Below are 18000 nucleotides of genomic sequence, written 5' to 3'. Positions count from 1 at the left end.
AAAACGAGACAAGGGCGCGAAAGCTTGCTATTATGCGCACCTGTTCAAGAAACGGAAGCGTGGCTGAGTGGTTTAAGGCAGCGGTCTTGAAAACCGTCGAGGATGTGAGTCCTCCCAGAGTTCGAATCTCTGCGCTTCCGCCAAATACTTGAATAAAATACTAAGGCCTTGAGGAATCAGGGCTTTTTTATTGCCTAAAATTTCTCTCGCTGAATTTGTTACACACGGTGCTACGCAACGTGCTACACAAAGGATCGCGAAACATGAGCTATCTCACGAAACGCAATGGGATTTATTATTTCCGTTGCCGTATCCCCAGTACATTAATCAGCCGCTTCAAAAAAACTGAGATATGGAAGTCACTACGGACATCCGACCGCAGGACTGCAATCATTAGATGTGCGAAAATTCAGCTAGACTTCCAAAGGCTGATACTCAATATGGCAAAATCAATTCCAACCGTTGAAGAAATGCTTGCACAAGAAATGCAGGATGCTAATGTTGCAGCGATGCAAAATGGTACCTTCTGGGAAGGTTGGACTGCTCCTGCACCAGAAGCAGACACAGAGCCAAGCCAAGAAGAAATGACAGCAATTGATGCCGAACACGCTACATTTACTCGTCATTACGAACAGTTAGAAGCTCGCCGTGATGGCATGGCATTTATGGCTGCTAAGCATGAGGAAGAGCAAAGACGAGCGGCGGCTCAACCCACTTCGAATCAGTTAGTCAGTGATTTGGTCAAAACACTGAAAAGTGTAGAGATGAACATTAAACAAGACGGCAAGCTCAGCAAAATTTACGAGATGTACATTGAAGAAAAAACGCTGTCTGGCGTTGGTGTTGCACAAATCACCTCATTGAAGGAAGTCATTTATGGCATCTTGACTGGGTTCTTTGGAGCGGAAGCAGTGTGCTCGGACGTAACAGACGAGCGTGTCCATGAGCTATTTACCTTAATCCAGCAATTACCTCAAAAATTCACACTGACCCCAGACTGGAAAACTGAAATTGACCAAGCCAGAGAGCAGGCAGGTACACTTTCATTCACCACGATAAAACGTAAATGGCTGACCGTGCTGGATATCTTCAGCTCAAACTCTGCCCTGACCTACTTCAAACGATCACCGTTTGAAGGTGTTCGCTTCAAGAAAAACGACAAGCGAAACAAGCAGAGGAAAATATATAAACCCTTCAGTGACACTGAACTTGTGACCCTGTTCACGCCAAATCATCTTAAATTCGACATCAAGCACCCAGCACAGTATTGGGTTCCGCTGCTCGGACTCTATGCGGGTCTGAGGCTTAATGAAGCTTGTCAGTTACTTGTCGCAGATATTGCGCAACATGAAGGCATTTGGTGCTTCAGCGTACAAGAAGAAGCCGATGATGATCAAAGCATTAAAACTGAGCACAGCGAGCGACTTACTCCGCTTCACTCAAAATTAATCCAGCTGGGTTTACTTGACTATGTCAGCTCACAACCCAAAACAGAGCGACTATTTCCAGAATTGACGTGGACAGAGAAAAACAAGTGGGGTGGCGCAACATCTACATGGTTTGGCAGATACAAATTACGGTACGGCATCGATGACCCCGACAAGGTTTTTCACAGCCTACGCAAAAACTTTAATCAATCAATGAAAGATAATGGTGTAGTCGAGGAAATTCGAGAAGCCGCCTCAGGCCATGCTCCGACAGGGGTCAATTCAGGCATTTACGCGAATCAAACATCGCTCCCCATGCTTAAAGATGCGATTGAAGCTGTATGCTACCCTTGCTTGGATGGTGTCATTTAGATCCATATTGGAAGCTGGCAACTCAATCAGCATGTGCGAAATTTTATTCACCACACCTCGGCCAAAGCGGCCAGTCAGAACCTATGCATTTCTTTTCTCTGGCCGAAATCAGTGTGCCACTACAGGTTTACTATATAACTGGTTGACAATCTATTGAAGTTGCACCATTATACTGGTTGACAAACACTAAAACCTGCACCAATTGGAGATGTTGCGCATGGCAGATACTCGACTTCCTTGGGAGCTTCTTCCCAGCCTTGAAGAAAACTGCCTTCGCGTGGTTGCAACTGAACTCTTGAATGTTCTTTATGACACAGAAAAGCAGCTCAGCACACCACTAGATGATAACTATTCAAGAGGCACTACTACCTTTGCTCGTCAAAAGAATCGTCTCACTGAGATGTGCGTTTCGGGTCGTTATTCTTGGCTGAAGCTAACTAATCCAAACATGGATCTAACGTTTGAGATTAATGGTATACCTGTTCGATTTTTCTCAGACAATCCTGATAGCCCAAAGAAACGAGGCTTTTTCAGACACAATGCAGTTGATTGTCTTTTTGCGCCTAGTTCGGACATTCCAAGTCTCCATCGTTTTGTAATAGAGAAACCAGAAAATGATGAGGAAGAGGCTCGTGTTCATTTCATTGGATACAATGATTTTGAAGAACCAGTTAGTCACTGGGTTTATGGTGACAGGGTAACAGTTCTTCAATCTGTCGATTCAACTGCACCAGAGTCAGTTGAAATTATGCTTGATGAGATTGAAGTAGGGAAACAATACCGGAAAGAAGAAAAAAATACCGGTTCAGAGTAATGAAGTGATGCTATGAAATCCTTTGATGGGTCAAATTTGAGATTGGCCAGACTGTTTCATGGTTTCTCTCTTGACTATGTTGCCGAGCAAACAGGAAAAACTCGACAATATATTCATAAGCTAGAAATGGGTAGTACTGAGCCAACCGATGAATTGAATGAAGCTTTGGCAAAATCTCTAGGGGTTTTGCCATCTTTTTTTATTCCTAAGTCGATCCCGCTGATTGGCGAAGAGAAAGTACATTTTCGTAAATTATCCTCCACCAAAGTTTCAACAAAGCTTGCTGCTCTTGCTAAAGCTGAGGTGTTTAGGAGATTGGTAGATTTTCTTGATTCAGAACTAACTTTGCCACCCGTTGCATTTCCTTCGATAAGAGTTGCAAGCACAGAAGATATCGAACGAGCAGCAGAACGATGCAGAACAGAATGGGGACTGGGTTTCGGCCCTATTGCCAATATGACTCGACTGGCTGAACGCATGGGTGCATTTGTTACTTCTTTTGACTCGATATCAACAGAAATAGATGCTCTTTCTATTCCTCTTAAACGACCAATAATTGTTCGTAGTTTGGCCAAAGAGTCTCCATGCCGCCTTCGTTTTGACATTGCGCACGAAGTGGGGCACTTGGTCATGCACGAGGGAGTTGTTACTGGAGATCGTGTTACAGAGTCAGAGGCAAATCGTTTTGCCTCTGCTCTCCTGCTTCCACGCATCTCGATGGCGAGTTTATTTCCTCGACCCAAAAGTGGTCGAATTGACTGGGCTGGTATTTCAGAGTTCAAGCAGACTTGGAAGGTTAGCAAGGCTGCGATTCTATATCGAGCGAAACAACTTGGACTTCTAACTGAAGAACAGTACAAGACGGGAGTGATAAGATTAAAAAGAAAAGGAGAAGCTACTAAAGAGGAAGGAGATGACCTTATTCTGGTTGAGCAACCTCAATTAATTCACAAGGCAATTGCTGCACTAAATGAAAAGCTTGGCGTTTCTATAAGTGATTTGGCTTTTGTCTTGGGAGTAACTCCAGAGATTCTAGCTGAATTTGTTGGTGACTCTGCATTCCAGACACCGAAAATAAATAACGTGATTTCCTTGACTGCAGTTCGCTCCTCGCGGGATAAAATGTAGTTTTTTGACGACTAGACAATGTCGAGCCTCGCGAAAATTTCTGCTAAGGCCGAGGCACTGCCGCTGAGAGTTGCACTCTGAGCGGCAGCTTTACTTCCCAACTAGCCACTCGTGGTCTCGATGCATTAGCATCAGCAGTGGGTCGGGTGTTGCCTCTCAAGCACTGAATAAATGCATCAGTTGCTAGCGCCGATATCCGATAAGAACGGATAGCTAACTGGCCAAGAGTACGTAAGCATGGGCTCTTTTTACAAAAAAGCACCCAAATTACTTTTTATAAAGCCTTCGAAATCGCTACCGGTAAGCCCCCCACCGCAGTAATCAACAAATTCGTCTTTGCTCTTGTGATACGCACGTACCATTCGTTCGTTGTTTCAAGACCATCGACTTCTGCACGTTTCCTTTGTCCACAACGCAGAACAACATTGTCGGCTTCCGCTCCTTTTGCCGCATGAATAGTCATAACGTCAGCTTTGTCCAGTAAGCCTTTTGACCACAGACGTTTTTTGATATGCAATCGCTCAGTATTGCTTCTCGTTACCACCAATGATTTACCCTGACTATCCTTAACGAAGGCAAATATCTGCTCATGCTCAGAGGCCTCATTTTTACACTGCTTGGTAATTACTGAGCCTCCCTGCTTTATCGCAACAGAAGGCGTATATTGCTCCGAAAGCCTGTTGGCAAGCCCAATAATAGCGGCGCATGACCTTCTGCTGTGCGCCATCACAATACGACCAGATGTACCGAAAAAGTCACTCCCGCAGGAATGAAGGAAATCAGTGAACTGGGCAGAGTTCGCCCCTCTCCATCCATAGATAGATTGCCTTGTATCGCCAACTGCGTAGATCGACATTCCCATCGCTTGCAGCAACTGCCATTGATTGGCGTCTAAGTCTTGAGCTTCATCAGCGAGGATATGAAATCTTGGCACCGCAATTTTGGCTGCTTGTTCAATAAGTTGATCATACCCAATAACACTTTTAGAGCTACCATGCTCTGTAAGCAACGATCCGGCTATAGAATGCAAAGTCCCAACTCTCACTCTTGTTATTCCAAATCGAGCCAATCTTTTCTTTAATTCGTCAGCCGCTTCATTTGTGTACGTCGTGACAAGTATTGATGAAGCAGATACCCCAGCTTTCATCATGATTTGCACTCTTTGGATTAGCACATAAGTCTTTCCCGAACCCGCTGCAGCCATAATTGCATGGTTTTTACCAATAGGCGCATGAATAGCAACCTGCTGAGCTAAATCTGAATCAGCGCACGTACCGAGAACTGCATGTGCAATCAACGATTGTGTATGATTGATTGTTAAAACTGAGTCTTGCCCCACACTTGTATAATTTGGCTCATTTAAAACGGACACGACATTACCGCCCTTATTTTGATTATCAGATTCCGTTGCCAATGTACGTAGCTGTTCTAAATACGTCATATAGCCATCACGATGGTTATTCGTAGTAATTTGATAATCGCCAAATTTGGTCTTAACCGTAGTTGCAATAGCTAATTTCTGCTTATTCTTTCGAACAAGAAGCCTGTGCTTACGCTGATTAAGCTGTAGTCTTTTCTTTGACAGCTCTTGCTGCAAAGAGGAGATGTCCTTTTTAGCTTCCGTCCAGTCAAGCACTTTTTTATGTAAGCTTTTCATCTCCCTCTGTAGCTGACTGACTTTAATTTTTGCAGAACTACTATGCATCAACTGATCAAGTGTTTTCGCGTTGTAAACCATTAGGCCAATGGTCTTGCTACGTGATTTATCAATCTGAATATCTTTCAATACTTCAATTTTGTACGTATCCGCATTATCGAGCATCCAAACCCAAAGCTCGAAGAGCCTAGTATGAAACTGCACTTCATCATTCGGGTTCGACCATGCCGAAGGAAGCTTTTTGCAATGCCTGATCACATTGATCAAGATTTCAGTTTGCTTATTTTTCGTCTGCCTATCTTCCAAAGTTTTTAAAATATGATCAGGCGTATGCAACGCCACATCCCAAATACCTAGCGAACCATCAGGAATCCCCGATGCTTGCATCGCCTTCAGTCCGTGAGCACTTCTATGTGCCATCACCGCCAGAACATCTTCCGTAAGTTCTCCAGACTTCGGAAGCCCTTTCGATATGTACTTAATCAAATAGCTAATCAAAGACTGTATTCCAGATATTGGCGAAAGCTGTTCAGGTGGGATTATTCCGCTTGGGGTTGCTCCCAAATCAAACCTTACCCCGCCGCCACCTTTGTTCAAATCAAAAGCATAGCCTTGTGATGGCATGTCATTGTGAATGCCGTACACAGTCCCCTGCCTATTGTTGATTTGATATTTCAACTTGCTATCATTACGCTGGACAATATCAGCAGAACGCGTAGCAATAACCAATCCTATATTGTTTTTAAAGCTGAAACCTTTCCCTGTAATTTTGCACCTATCGCCATATAGCCTTGGTAAATTCATCACCAATTGGTACTTAATGTCATCAAACCATTCAGGCTTATACCAAATGACAATATGGTAATGTGGAGTACCATCCTCTTGTGGTTCCTCCACTTTGACGGCAAGCAATTTGATTTTTCGCTTCAATAACGCAGCTTTGACCGCATTGAAATAGTCCGTAATCAGTTTTGCGCCCTGCTTGATCGTATACTCGGAAGTCCATCTCACGGGACTAGAGTCATCTTTGGCATTTTGGGGATTTGAGTGATACTCCGGAGGGAGGCTGATCGTGATCATACCCCCGCAAGTCAAACCTTGATGCTCGGCGAGTAATTTCATTGCCAGCAATTGGCAATACCATTCAGCAAATTTTTTATCCGGCTTTTGCTGTGTAATTACACATTTTGCCGCTTTTTTTGGGTCGAATAGGACTCGATTTTTAGCAAACTGACGACGAGCATCGATTTGCAATTTCTTATGGGCAATTGCCGCCTTAGAGGCGTAAGACTGACCTGAATCACCACCGACCTGCTTTGCTTTTTGCGCGGCAAGTTCAACTGCTTGCAGCACATTCGCCCTGTACAGCCTTCGCCAGCTCTTCGGATTTGTCGTTTTGTCGAGCAACCATTTTAATGTTGGCGGGATAAAAATTTTCTGCTGGTACAGACTCGCAAATGACGGGAATAAGTCAAAAATCTCGTCCTTTAGACGCAAGATGTGATGCTCTGGAATAAGGAAATTTACGTTTTCCAGTTCACGATGGCTGAAATGGGTTTGAATATACTCAAGAGACTGATTGGCTTTTTCAATCGCGGCAGCTCGGATCTCAGGCCTACCCCAGTTAGTTCGCTCAACAATGCTTTGGTTTATGTATTTGTATTTTGAATCGTTAGTCATAGTTCCCCTCCATTTGGATTATTTAATTGGGGGTGGAACGCTGAAAACGCCAAGTAATCGCTACACTACATAGACGTGATTCCCCTCACTTCCGCCCCTCCCTCGATCCAACCACTGACAGGTGGTTGGTGTTTTTTTGCGCGTTCATTAAAATCTCTCTAGATTTGATTGCTGCAATTGAAAGTATATGCCAGAAGTTTTGTTCATGATGAAGTTAGCCAAAAATAATAGCCCCGCCAATTTTGGCGGGGCTATTACCGACACGAAGTCGAAATCAAATATCTGCGTACAATCAAATTAAGCTGCATTGCAGTGTATGGCCTATTGAGTATAGGGAAAGAATTATTTTTTAATCAAAGACCAAAGAATAATTCTTATCAAGCAATGGACTTGCTGCGATCACTGCAGCCGTTGGACTAGCATGATGCAAATAATCTGTTAATCGATATGGTACAAACTTGATAAATTGATTTTTTGTAAGATAGGCATAGGATTCGTCATCCATCCTGCTTTGTAACCTAGCAGCAAAATCCCCTGCACCTAGAGGTGATGAATTCACGTAAAACGCCACACTCTTGAGTTGCGCTGCACCATGCAGCAGCGGAATACTAGCCTGCAGTTGTGATGCACGATTGCCTTGGATAGCTTGACACTTATCCAGTCGAATACCGGTCAAAAAAGTAACCAGATGACGAAATTGTTTCTGGCCTTTTGGTGTTTTTTCGTTCTCGATCCAAGTCACTGCGGCAGGTTCACTCGGATTAGCAGACTGCGTCACGATGAGGCCATCTGCAAGCTTACCCTTGCAGATGTACCGATTCTTATCCGCATAAAAATCCAATTCAGACACCAGCGATATTCTTGTCAGCAGTCGATTAACCTTGCTGAGTGCATCCACTCCGCTTACCGAGGTATTCACTGTCTTTTCTAGCCGACGGGCAGTGATTTGCAATCGCCTTGCCAACATAATATTTGCGGTGTAAACCCTATGAATCGCTCGCCCCATGCTTGTCTTGGCATAATCAGCATAATGCTGCACACCAGTTTCAAAATGCGTAGATACGAAACTTGCGCCCTTCTTCGTAATGAAAATGATGTCTGGCCTAAAGCCAGTGATTTTTCTTTTTGCCAATAATCCTTGCCGAAAAAGGTATGCCAAATCACTTCTTGTCGTTTTGATATTGCCGCACTGAATGGCACATGCCTCATCAAAACTTAAAAAACCAAACTTAGCAAACCCCGCTAGCAGGTTTACCTTTCTATCGGCAGGGGTAAGTTGCATGTATTGCATATGAATCTCCTAATCTTGTTGAAACTACGTATAGCAACAAACATCGGAGCCTTGCCGCTTCTAAGCAAATCACATGAAATGAGCTGAAAAAACGCAGGGAAAACACGTCAAAATCAAAATCCCGAATTCCCCCTCAATATAAACAGCCCTGTCGAGCTGATATACGGGCATAGCTAAACAAACCTGCTGCGCAAAACGTCGGGCAATCGCGATGTTCTCCGCTGGACGCGGCATCTCGAATTCGGCTGGGGCCTCAGCGACCTAGTTTTTTGCCAAGGGGGGCGGCCAGACCTCGTCACATATGACGATGGGCTTTGAGAAATTCCACTCAAAGCCCATCATCAATTAACGCTCACCTTCATTTTCCCCGGGGAAACTGGGTTCCGTAACATTGTCTCGGTCTGGCGGAGCCCCCCTGTCATGCTGACCATAGCTAATGACCAGCCATTGGGATGGCTTTCCATCAGGAGTCGCAAAATTTCGCAAGCTCAATTATTGCTCAACCTAATGAATTCATTAGCTCCTCCGTGCACGTACTCGTCGTAGGCGTCGAGCATCGCCTTCCACGACGCTGCAAATAGCCATAAAGCGGGCTATTTTTGCTGCGGAATTCGCCCCTTCGGGCTTTAAAACTGCAATAGCACTTCGCTTCAAGTCAACAGCTGCGCCAGCCGCTTTGCTTTGTGGCACACCTCTCGACACTCGAAGCTCAGCCAAAATCATCGAAGCAAGCCAACGGCCAACCATTTATCTGCCCAGCAAAATGCCCCTCGACTCATAGATGAGAGGGGCTTTCGTGGGCAAACTAAACAAAATGGCTGGCATATCGTCGGCCATTACTTATTTCTCACCAACAAAACTAGCCCCTCCCGTCCCCCACATGGGAGCGAGAAGAACGAAGCGAGAGCAACAATTTTCAATATCGCAAAGGGCTTCAGACATGACTACTACTTTTTTCGCTCAACCTTACAATACATCAGCTGTTGGTTTTTACTTTTCGTCTACTGCTGAATTTGCCGCTAAATCAGCGTCGCACATTGATTGCTACGGAAATACCGTTGAAGAATACGAAATTCAATTAAATGAAGCGGACGATGCCGAACTAATCAACGCCCTGCAACTAGATCAATCGAGCGTTGCGCAATATTTTGACGAAATCGAAGATATGAGCGCCAGCGAAAAAGTGGCGCTGTTCTATCTAGTGCACGAAGCGAACTATTGTCTTAACGACGCAATCGCAAAAATAGACGAGGTTTGCATTACCACATGCAGCCTTAAAGATGCCGCAGCTGAATTGTTTGATGAATGTTATCTAACAAGCATTCCTGATGCTGTACGCAACTACATCGACTATGACAGTTTGGCACGCGATTGTGAGCTCAACGGCGATCTGGCCGAGTTTCGTTTTGGTAGCGACACATACACCGTAACAAATGCTTCATGTATCTAAACCTGCAATGCCCCGCAAGGGGCATACACAGAGCTTAAAACCGAATTTACTACTTTATTTTGCAATGCGAACCATAGAACGCACCAGCTCAAGCAAGCCTTGCTGTTTTTGTGCGGGTAGCGTGGCTAGCAAGGACTCAATTTCCTGTGCAATTTCACTTTTTGATTTCGTCATGCCTTCGAACAGCTCGCCCAAGCCTACATTTAACGTAATCGAAATTGCCTCAAGCGTACTCAGGCTAGGCAAAGCATTGCCACGCTCAATCCGACTAATAGATCGAGAATCGAGGCTGATGGCTTCAGCCAGTACTTCTTGCGTCAACTTGGCAGCCTGTCGAGCTTTCTTGATATTTTCACCCAGAATTTTTGCTAAATCCGCCATGTTGCCAATCCGATTATTTCAACATCATATGTTGAGTTTCTTCTTTCTCGGATGTAAGCTCACGCACTGTAGAAACAAAGCATAAGATGTTGAATTCAACAACTAAGTTTTCAAAAATTATAATTTTCGGAGATGGGACAGTGGGAAAGATCACAACTAAATACAATAACATCCTGCGCACCGCAGCTTTACTTGCACTGGCATCTAGCGCAAACGCTGGCCTACTTGATGATGTGACCAAAGAAACCAACAACAGCAAAGAATACTTTGCGATTTGGGACATTCCGAATGTCACCAATCCTGATGCCCTTTACGACCAGTTAAAAGACTCAATCCGCGTACAGGCCACCTCAGCCCACGCTACTCGCCCAATACAAGCCGCTGAACCTCCAGAATTTCCGAGCAAAATGGAATTCAAAGGTATCACTGTAATGGGCATCACCATCCCAATGCCAAGTTGCAATGGTCATAACTTCCAAATCACCACCATGGACAACAGCATGGCGCAATTTGGCGACAGCACCATGATGATGGCCTGCGTATTCCCATATCAGACTGGAATGCGTATCAACTATTACGCACGCTTTTCTGAGCAAGTCGGCACCAGTTCATTAATCTCAGGAGCATTTCTAGGAAAAATGTTGACTAAGGCGATTGGTCTAGGCGACAGCAGCAAATTCGTTGCTTCAACAATGGATCAAATCGACGCTGATTTGAAGAAAATGGGCTTGCAAGCAACCTTGATCCAGTTGCAACCCGCGATGGAAGGCAAAATAGTCAGTGCAGACCCTATAGCTGCACAACTGCAAAAAAACAAGCAATCTGCCAGCAATACCCAAGCAACACTGGCTGCTCGTAAAGAGCTGACAGGCATCGGGCTGACCTACTCAAGCCGAGATCAATTTGTGGATGCGATCAAACGGGGAGATGTCATTACCGTCGATCTGTTTGTCAAAGCACGCGGCGTTGATCTGAAATCAGCAGATGCCAGCGGCAAAACCTTATCCCGCTATGCTACCGATGAAGAAGTGATTGCCATTTTGAAAGGTGCTGGGGCTAGCTAGTCATGTAATTTATTTATCCGAGTAGTCCGTTGAAGCTAGATAGTATTTTCTTCGGATTATGGGATAAGTTTAATAAAAAATTTACGTCGGAATGGCGAAACTGAAAAGTTTCAATTTGCTTTGCAACACGCCTTCATGACTTTACTGGAATAAACACAATGAATCGTATCAATTATATTTTTGTAGCTTTAGGGTTTATTGCTTTGATTGCTTGCTCTGGCAATCTAGCTTATCAAGCAACACCATACGGACAAGTTGAGTACGTATATAACAACATCAGTCATGTCGGCGGAATTTCTTGGCTAATGCCGATTTTAGCGTTCTTGGCAATCGCGACTGGATTTTTACGGGTCTTTAAACGAGAGCAAATTAGCGACTTAGGCTGGTGGACAGTTTTAATTGCAAGTGTTGGCATCGTATTAAATTTTATAGTCCAAGAGCAAGCAATAAGTTTACTCAATGGTTACTCTGGATCTTTAGGGTCTACAGCTGGCTGGAGCATATACTTACAACTATTTGCATATATATCTTTTTTAATTCTCGGAATAGTCCTATTTCATGAAAAAAATGAAAGCATTAATAATTTATCAAGCTTAAGCCCTTACACACGAAAAGACATCGCGTTTATTTTATGCACTTCGTTGTTGTATGTCTTAATTCTAGAAGGCAGCATTTTTAATGTAACTGTACTAGGAAAAACAGTTACAATGAATTTCAACTTCTTCGACTACTCTGTAATTATTCGCCTTTTAGCATTACTTGCATTACTAGCCTTAATCGTTGCTCCAACCCTACCAAAACTAACGCACATTTTTTACAAATCAGCAGCATCTTTTCTTACCACACTAATTGCAATTACCATCATCTACCCCATAACTGAACACACTAAATTTCTAAGAGATCCTGACGCGTTAAACAATGGTATGACCATTGAGTATGGTATTGCTTATTTCTCAATTCCTATCTTTGCTACGATATTAATGCTTTTTATCTGGATAAAATGGAAGCAAGAACAAAAATCACATCCAATAACAGCCCAAAATTCATAAGACCTACTAATCTTATTGAGAACACATAACGTGAAAAAAAGCAGCCTCCTTAATTTATTTGCTTGTATCGTAGCATTTCACCTAGGAGGATGTTCAGGATTAGGATCTTCAGTCAAAGACCCTAATGCACCTGAACCAACCTCCCTAACTTATCCACAACAATGTAATGTCAAACTAAAAGCCAATGATTACATGTGCAATAACGGTAAGGTGATGGCAGTAAGGCGAGAAGGCGCGCTGGTTATTTGCCAAAAACAATGTGCAGAAGATGCAAACTGGCAACAAACCTTGGATAGAAGCCCAACAGCAATGCAGCTAAGAACATACGACAAAGGTGGCAGCAACACGCCAAACGCATGGATATGGCAAGAGAAGCAATTTCAAAAAGATTTAAAATCTTTAACGGGAAAGTAATTATTTAATATCATCAAAGCGAATTGAATACATGAGCTAAATAAAAGCCATCTGCAATAAAATAAATGAGCAACCACTTAAAAACCTCAACACATTAATTTATTAAAAGTAAGCAATGCACTTAAAACACTCATTACTGCCAGTCTTACTTGCTTATTTGCTGTTCAATATAGCGAATGCTGGCTTTGATGAAGCGATGGCTGCACATAATGCGAGCAATTTTGTCTTGGCGGCTAGCGAATTTCGCAAAGCCGCCGAGCAAGGCAATCCCAAAGCGCAGTTCAGCCTTGGCGTAATGCACGCGACTGGCCGTGGCGTACCACAAAATTTTACCCAAGCCACCCATTGGTATCGCAAAGCTGCTGAACAAGGCCACAGCACTGCTCAATACAACCTTGGTGTGTTGTATATGAATGGGCAAGGAGTGCCGCAAGATGATGCCCAATCTTTTAATTGGTTTCGAAAAGCCGCTGAGCAAGGCGAAAACACAGCGCAATACAATATCGCAGTGATGTATGCAAAGGGTCAGGGTGTACCGCAAGATTTTACTCAAGCAGCAAGCTGGTGTCGCAAAGCCGCCGAACAAGGAGTGCCCAAAGCACAATTTAGCCTTGGATTGATGTACTCCAAAGGCCAAGGCGTGCAACAGGATAATTCCCTTGCCGCTCACTGGTACAGCAAAGCAGCCGAACAGGGTATGGCAATCGCGCAAGCCCATCTCGGCCAGCTGTATATGGATGGGCAAGGTGTACCGCAAAGCGGGGAAGTGGCTTATGCACTATTTAGTCTGGCCGCCAAAGACTCAACCACAAATACAGCCAAAAGCAAATCACTCGCAGCCGAGCAATTAAGCCCGCAAGAGCTTGCAGAAGCAAAGCAGCTCAGCCAAGAAATCGCCAGACCCAATAATTTAAAACGCGCAATTGATACCTATCTCAGGAACTTAATCTAAATCGACTCATCTTTTGTGCAAATATTTCAATAAAGCTACTCATAGCATTAGCTCCACTCAACAGCCCTTTACTTTTTAAAAGAGAACATCAAGTGACATATATCAAAACCATTGGATTAAAATTAACTCTACCTACTTTGGTAATTACTTTATCTGCATGCTCAGGCCCAGCTCTATACCCAAAAGATTATCTAAAAACTCAATCCAACATCACAAAGACATCATTGCGCACTTTTGCAAACGAAAATGAGGTGCAGATATTAGTTCGTCGCTTGGAACCTAGAACAATTAAAGCTAACAAAGAAATAGCTATAACCGATATAAACAGCAACTTCCCAAGATTAGCAGCACCAACTCCAGACGATACTCTTAAAGCAGCCGTTAACCAAATAGAAGAGGATAGAAAATCTAGAAACCGCGCATCAGGCTATGACCTCGTATCAGGCTATGATGCAATCATTACTGAAATTTACACTTTTAGACCTGATCTAAGCTATGAGGGTGATGGCGCTACTAATATTGGATTCAGATTAGGAAGTGCTACTGGCCATGTATATAAATCACCAGCGTATAAGTTAGACCTGCCATTTATGGGCGATCCGAAAAAATACCCACTCATTTCAACACTAGCAAATCTAGACTCAACACTAATAAGCAGAACACCAAATTCACCAAGTGGTTTCTATGTTTCTGACCCAACTTACCGACTTGAGTTTTTAGGTATCTGTGATAGTCTCGAAAAGAAAAAATGCGTATACCCAGTAAAATGGAATGTTTCCGTAAGAACACTAGATGGAGCTTCACGCTCAACCAGTATATCAAGCCCTACTGATATCTTCTTAAATCCAAAAGTAATCTCAATTTCAATAATTACGAGTAAAAGCCAAATAGACCAAGCAAAAAAACAACAATCAACTGACTCTATCCAAACAGAAGAAAACAAAAAGAAGCACCTAGCGGCATTAAAAGAACTTAGCAACTCCGCAAAAAACGACGAAAAAATGGAAGAAGCAAGAAAAATTGAAAAGGAAAAAGAAATAAAGAAATTCTACACAATAAAAAGAAAAATAGACCACGACAAAAACGAAGAATTTACTTGGAAATTGATCGACAGACACAACGAAACCCTAATCTACTGCACTGAGTCCGCTTTAATAGAAATCAAATACAACATTAAGTTACGCGAACACTTTCTTTGCGCAATAAGAGTTAAAAAATAAACACCAAGGTAAAACAGTTACTACCAAAAAACCTAACAATTTAAAAAGCCAATTAATAAGTTAAAATAGAACGGATAAAAATGAAACGCAAACTATTTACTCTACTCCTTTCAGGCCTAATCTCAACGCCAGCTAGCGCAGGATACGATGAAGGTATCGCGGCATATAATGCCAAAAATTATCGTGCAGCCTTTAGTGAATTTTCTACGGCGGCTGATCAAGGCAATCCAAAGGCCCAACTAGAACTTGGAAAGATGTACGCTGGGTATAATTATAAGGCAGTACAAACAGACTACAGTCTTGCGCTTAAATGGTTAAGCAAAGCAGCAAGTAAAGGGCTTGTCGAAGCAACATATGAACTTGGCCAATTATATGAATATGGTAATGGCGTTCGAAAGAATGTTAGCGAAGCTCGACGTTTGTATATTAAAGCAGCTGAGCAGGGTAATACCAATGCAATGAACAGCCTCGGTAAGCTTTACATAATGGGTTCTGGAGTTCCAATCAATTACTCTAAAGCAGCCAGCTGGAATCTCAAAGGTGCGGAACTAGGGGATCCGTGGTGCCTATTATCGCTATCAAGCCTCTATGATACTGGTGACGGCGTACCAAAGAATTTTGAAATTTCCTATGCGCTTCTAAGTGCAAGTGACATGATATTCAAAAGCAAAGGAAATGACATTGAGCTCACAAATGACGAAAACAAAAATGCTATTGCACAAAAACTTTCCCCCAAACAACTCACCGCAGCTCGGCGGTTAGCTACGGAATTAGTCAAACCACATAATGTAAATAAGGCTATTTCTGCCTACCTTAACCAATCGTAAAATGGCTGCTTTTCAGCTACGGTCTTTTGCTTAGAAGCGGAGGCCGCAATCGTGACTAACAACCTACATTAACTTTTCTGTTGACAGTGCTACACAACTGCTACACAATACGCACCTCGATTGCTACACAGCGCTGAGAGTTATTTAAAAACAACTTTTAGAACTTGCAGGAATTAAGAAAAGTAAAAAAACCTAAACCCTTGAATTGAATCACAATTTCAGCATTGGTTGCGGTATTTTATCAAGTACGGAAGCGTGGCTGAGTGGTTTAAGGCAGCGGTCTTGAAAACCGTCGAGGATGTGAGTCCTCCCAGAGTTCGAATCTCTGCGCTTCCGCCAAGATTAAGTAAAAAAGCCCTGATGCGTCAGGGCTTTTTTACGTCTGTCCATATCACACGGCAAAGCAGAACAACGATGCGCGGGATTTTTTCTCTTAACAGAGTACAATTACTTCCCTGATGCCCAATACCCCACTCCATATCCTTGAACACACTTTTGGTTACCACGCGTTTCGTGGGCAACAAGGGGATGTGGTCGACCATCTTTGCGCTGGCGGCGATGCGCTGGTTTTAATGCCAACCGGTGGCGGTAAATCTCTGTGTTACCAAATCCCTGCGTTAGTTCGGGCTGGTTGCGGTGTCGTTGTCTCGCCTTTGATTGCGCTAATGCAAGATCAAGTCGAAGCATTGCTTGAGCTCGGTATTGCCGCCGCTTTTTTGAATTCCACGCTCGATGCCAGTGAAGCGCGGGAAGTTGAACGCGCCTTTGTCGCAGGTGAACTCAAATTACTCTATGTCGCCCCCGAACGACTAACGACGATTCGCTTTCAATCACTACTGCGCCAAGCGCACATTGCATTATTTGCAATCGATGAAGCGCACTGTGTATCGCAATGGGGTCATGATTTCCGCCCTGAATATCTCGCCTTGTCGGTGCTAGCGGATGATTTCCCACAAGTCCCGCGTATTGCACTGACCGCCACCGCCGATCACGCAACGCGCGAAGAAATGATCTTGCGTTTGCGGCTAGACGGCGCAAAAAAATATATTTCCAGCTTTGACCGCCCCAATTTACGCTACAGCATTGTTGAAAAGAAAACCGCCCGCGATCAACTTCTGACCTTTATCCGCCGCGAACATGAACGCGACTCAGGCATTGTGTATTGCTTATCACGCAAAAAAGTCGAAGACACCGCCGCGTGGCTGCGTACCAAAGAAATCCGCGCCCTGCCCTATCACGCAGGACTCGATGCCGAGGTTCGTGCCAAGAACCAGCAGACCTTTATCCGTGAAGAAGGCGTGGTAATGGTCGCAACGATTGCCTTTGGCATGGGCATCAATAAGCCCGACGTGCGATTTGTCGCGCATTTAGACATGCCAAAAAGCATTGAAAATTACTACCAAGAAACTGGCCGCGCTGGCCGTGATGGTCTACCTGCCAATACTTGGCTGGCCTATGGCCTGAACGATGTGATGTTGCTGGCGCAAATGATTGAGCAAGGCGGCAGCAGCGACGAACAAAAACGCGTTGAACGACAAAAACTCGATGCAATGCTCGGCCTAGTTGAAGCGACAGATTGCCGTCGACAAACCTTGCTGGCCTATTTTGGCGAAACCACCACACCCTGCGGCAATTGCGATAATTGCCTTAATCCACCCAAACTGGTTGAAATGAGTGCAGCAGCGCAAAAGGCACTGTCTTGTGTATTTCGCACCGGCAATCGTTTTGGCGTAGGGCAATTGGTCGATGTATTGCGCGGCAAGCTCACGCCCAAAGTCAAAGAACATCTACACGATAAAATTACGACATTTGGTATTGGCAAGGATGTGGATGAATCAAGTTGGCGGGCGATTTATCGCCAACTCTTAGTACGCGGTGCTTTGCAGCTCGCGCCAGAAGGCCATGGGGGATTGCAGCTCACCGATGCGGCACGTCCCTACCTGAAAGGTGAAACACCGCTCTATTTGCGGGAACGCACTGAAAAATTCAATTACAAAGATAAAGACAGCGATTTTAGTAATCCGCAAGAAGCGGCACTGTGGCACGCACTGCGTCGACTACGCAAAGAATTAGCCGACGAACAAGACGTGCCAGCCTACGTGGTATTTGGTGATGCGACGCTGAAAGAAATGATTCGCCACCATCCGCGCGATCATTATGAATTATCGAAAATATCCGGCGTAGGTGATCGCAAACTGGACAAATATGGCGATGCATTTTTAAAAGTACTCAATGAAAACTAAGCCAAACAAGGCGTGAAACTGCACCCCAAGT

The 18000-nt window shown here is 43.9% G+C and carries 14 protein-coding genes and 2 tRNA genes; 13 read left to right on the top strand and 3 right to left on the bottom strand.

The window, feature by feature from the left end; genetic code table 11:
* Positions 1–53: 53 nt before the first annotated feature.
* The 4 genes from K4H28_RS01970 (at position 54) to K4H28_RS01955 (ending at position 3741) form a co-directional block, all read left to right on the top strand.
* Positions 54–143, top strand: a tRNA-Ser gene (locus K4H28_RS01970).
* A 120-nt stretch (positions 144–263) separates the two neighbouring features.
* The gene (locus K4H28_RS01965) at positions 264–1799 is read left to right on the top strand and encodes a site-specific integrase (protein ID WP_221006609.1); all 1536 of its coding nucleotides are present in this window, start codon (positions 264–266) and stop codon (positions 1797–1799) included.
* Positions 1800–2016: 217 nt separating this feature from the next.
* Entirely contained in the window at positions 2017–2613 is a 597-nt protein-coding gene (locus tag K4H28_RS01960) for a hypothetical protein (protein ID WP_221006607.1), read from the top strand.
* Between the two features lie 12 nt (positions 2614–2625).
* A complete protein-coding gene (locus K4H28_RS01955) occupies positions 2626–3741 on the top strand; it encodes a helix-turn-helix domain-containing protein (protein ID WP_221006605.1) in 1116 nt (371 codons plus the stop codon).
* A gap of 274 nt (positions 3742–4015) precedes the next feature.
* Here the strand turns inward: K4H28_RS01955 and K4H28_RS01950 are convergent, their stop codons facing one another.
* A complete protein-coding gene (locus K4H28_RS01950) occupies positions 4016–7078 on the bottom strand; it encodes a UvrD-helicase domain-containing protein (RefSeq protein ID WP_221006602.1) in 3063 nt (1020 codons plus the stop codon).
* Positions 7079–7427: 349 nt separating this feature from the next.
* Positions 7428–8369 (bottom strand): hypothetical protein, encoded by a 942-nt coding sequence (locus K4H28_RS01945; RefSeq protein WP_221006600.1) that lies wholly within the window; start codon positions 8367–8369, stop codon positions 7428–7430.
* 796 nt (positions 8370–9165) lie between these two features.
* On the opposite strand from K4H28_RS01945, the gene K4H28_RS01940 reads away from it, so the two are divergent.
* Positions 9166–9819, top strand: coding sequence for an antirestriction protein ArdA (locus K4H28_RS01940; protein ID WP_221006599.1), 654 nt, complete (start codon positions 9166–9168; stop codon positions 9817–9819).
* 54 nt (positions 9820–9873) lie between these two features.
* Here K4H28_RS01940 and K4H28_RS01935 read toward each other — a convergent pair whose 3' ends face one another.
* The gene (locus K4H28_RS01935) at positions 9874–10200 is read right to left on the bottom strand and encodes a helix-turn-helix domain-containing protein (protein WP_203571650.1); all 327 of its coding nucleotides are present in this window, start codon (positions 10198–10200) and stop codon (positions 9874–9876) included.
* Between the two features lie 140 nt (positions 10201–10340).
* Here K4H28_RS01935 and K4H28_RS01930 point away from each other — a divergent pair, with 140 nt between their 5' ends.
* The 8 genes from K4H28_RS01930 to recQ all read left to right on the top strand — a co-directional run bounded on the left by K4H28_RS01930 (position 10341) and on the right by recQ (position 17969).
* The gene (locus K4H28_RS01930) at positions 10341–11264 is read left to right on the top strand and encodes a hypothetical protein (RefSeq protein WP_221006597.1); all 924 of its coding nucleotides are present in this window, start codon (positions 10341–10343) and stop codon (positions 11262–11264) included.
* Between the two features lie 158 nt (positions 11265–11422).
* Complete coding sequence (locus K4H28_RS01925; protein ID WP_221006595.1) at positions 11423–12313, top strand: hypothetical protein; 891 nt, start codon at positions 11423–11425, stop codon at positions 12311–12313.
* 30 nt (positions 12314–12343) lie between these two features.
* Complete coding sequence (locus K4H28_RS01920) at positions 12344–12727, top strand: hypothetical protein (protein WP_221006593.1); 384 nt, start codon at positions 12344–12346, stop codon at positions 12725–12727.
* Positions 12728–12842: 115 nt separating this feature from the next.
* Complete coding sequence (locus K4H28_RS01915; protein WP_221006591.1) at positions 12843–13679, top strand: tetratricopeptide repeat protein; 837 nt, start codon at positions 12843–12845, stop codon at positions 13677–13679.
* A gap of 92 nt (positions 13680–13771) precedes the next feature.
* A complete protein-coding gene (locus tag K4H28_RS01910) occupies positions 13772–14899 on the top strand; it encodes a hypothetical protein (protein WP_221006589.1) in 1128 nt (375 codons plus the stop codon).
* A gap of 80 nt (positions 14900–14979) precedes the next feature.
* The gene (locus tag K4H28_RS01905; protein WP_221006587.1) at positions 14980–15726 is read left to right on the top strand and encodes a tetratricopeptide repeat protein; all 747 of its coding nucleotides are present in this window, start codon (positions 14980–14982) and stop codon (positions 15724–15726) included.
* Positions 15727–15975: 249 nt separating this feature from the next.
* Positions 15976–16065: transfer RNA gene (locus K4H28_RS01900), tRNA-Ser, on the top strand.
* Positions 16066–16184: 119 nt separating this feature from the next.
* A complete protein-coding gene (recQ, locus tag K4H28_RS01895; RefSeq protein ID WP_221006585.1) occupies positions 16185–17969 on the top strand; it encodes a DNA helicase RecQ in 1785 nt (594 codons plus the stop codon).
* Positions 17970–18000: the final 31 nt, after the last annotated feature.

This window comes from Deefgea tanakiae (genome assembly GCF_019665765.1).
Taxonomy (GTDB): domain Bacteria; phylum Pseudomonadota; class Gammaproteobacteria; order Burkholderiales; family Chitinibacteraceae; genus Deefgea; species Deefgea tanakiae.
This window is presented reverse-complemented; position numbering and strand designations above follow the sequence as displayed.

Excerpts from the sequence above, each read along its gene's own strand:
- recQ (WP_221006585.1), top strand. The coding sequence starts at position 16,185 with ATGCCCAATACCCCACTCCATATCCTTGAACACACTTTTGGTTACCAC.
- K4H28_RS01915 (WP_221006591.1), top strand. The coding sequence starts at position 12,843 with ATGCACTTAAAACACTCATTACTGCCAGTCTTACTTGCTTATTTGCTG.
- K4H28_RS01905 (WP_221006587.1), top strand. The coding sequence starts at position 14,980 with ATGAAACGCAAACTATTTACTCTACTCCTTTCAGGCCTAATCTCAACG.
- K4H28_RS01935 (WP_203571650.1), bottom strand. The coding sequence starts at position 10,200 with ATGGCGGATTTAGCAAAAATTCTGGGTGAAAATATCAAGAAAGCTCGA.
- K4H28_RS01955 (WP_221006605.1), top strand. The coding sequence starts at position 2,626 with ATGAAATCCTTTGATGGGTCAAATTTGAGATTGGCCAGACTGTTTCAT.
- K4H28_RS01965 (WP_221006609.1), top strand. The coding sequence starts at position 264 with ATGAGCTATCTCACGAAACGCAATGGGATTTATTATTTCCGTTGCCGT.
- K4H28_RS01925 (WP_221006595.1), top strand. The coding sequence starts at position 11,423 with ATGAATCGTATCAATTATATTTTTGTAGCTTTAGGGTTTATTGCTTTG.
- K4H28_RS01960 (WP_221006607.1), top strand. The coding sequence starts at position 2,017 with ATGGCAGATACTCGACTTCCTTGGGAGCTTCTTCCCAGCCTTGAAGAA.
- K4H28_RS01945 (WP_221006600.1), bottom strand. The coding sequence starts at position 8,369 with ATGCAATACATGCAACTTACCCCTGCCGATAGAAAGGTAAACCTGCTA.
- K4H28_RS01950 (WP_221006602.1), bottom strand. The coding sequence starts at position 7,078 with ATGACTAACGATTCAAAATACAAATACATAAACCAAAGCATTGTTGAG.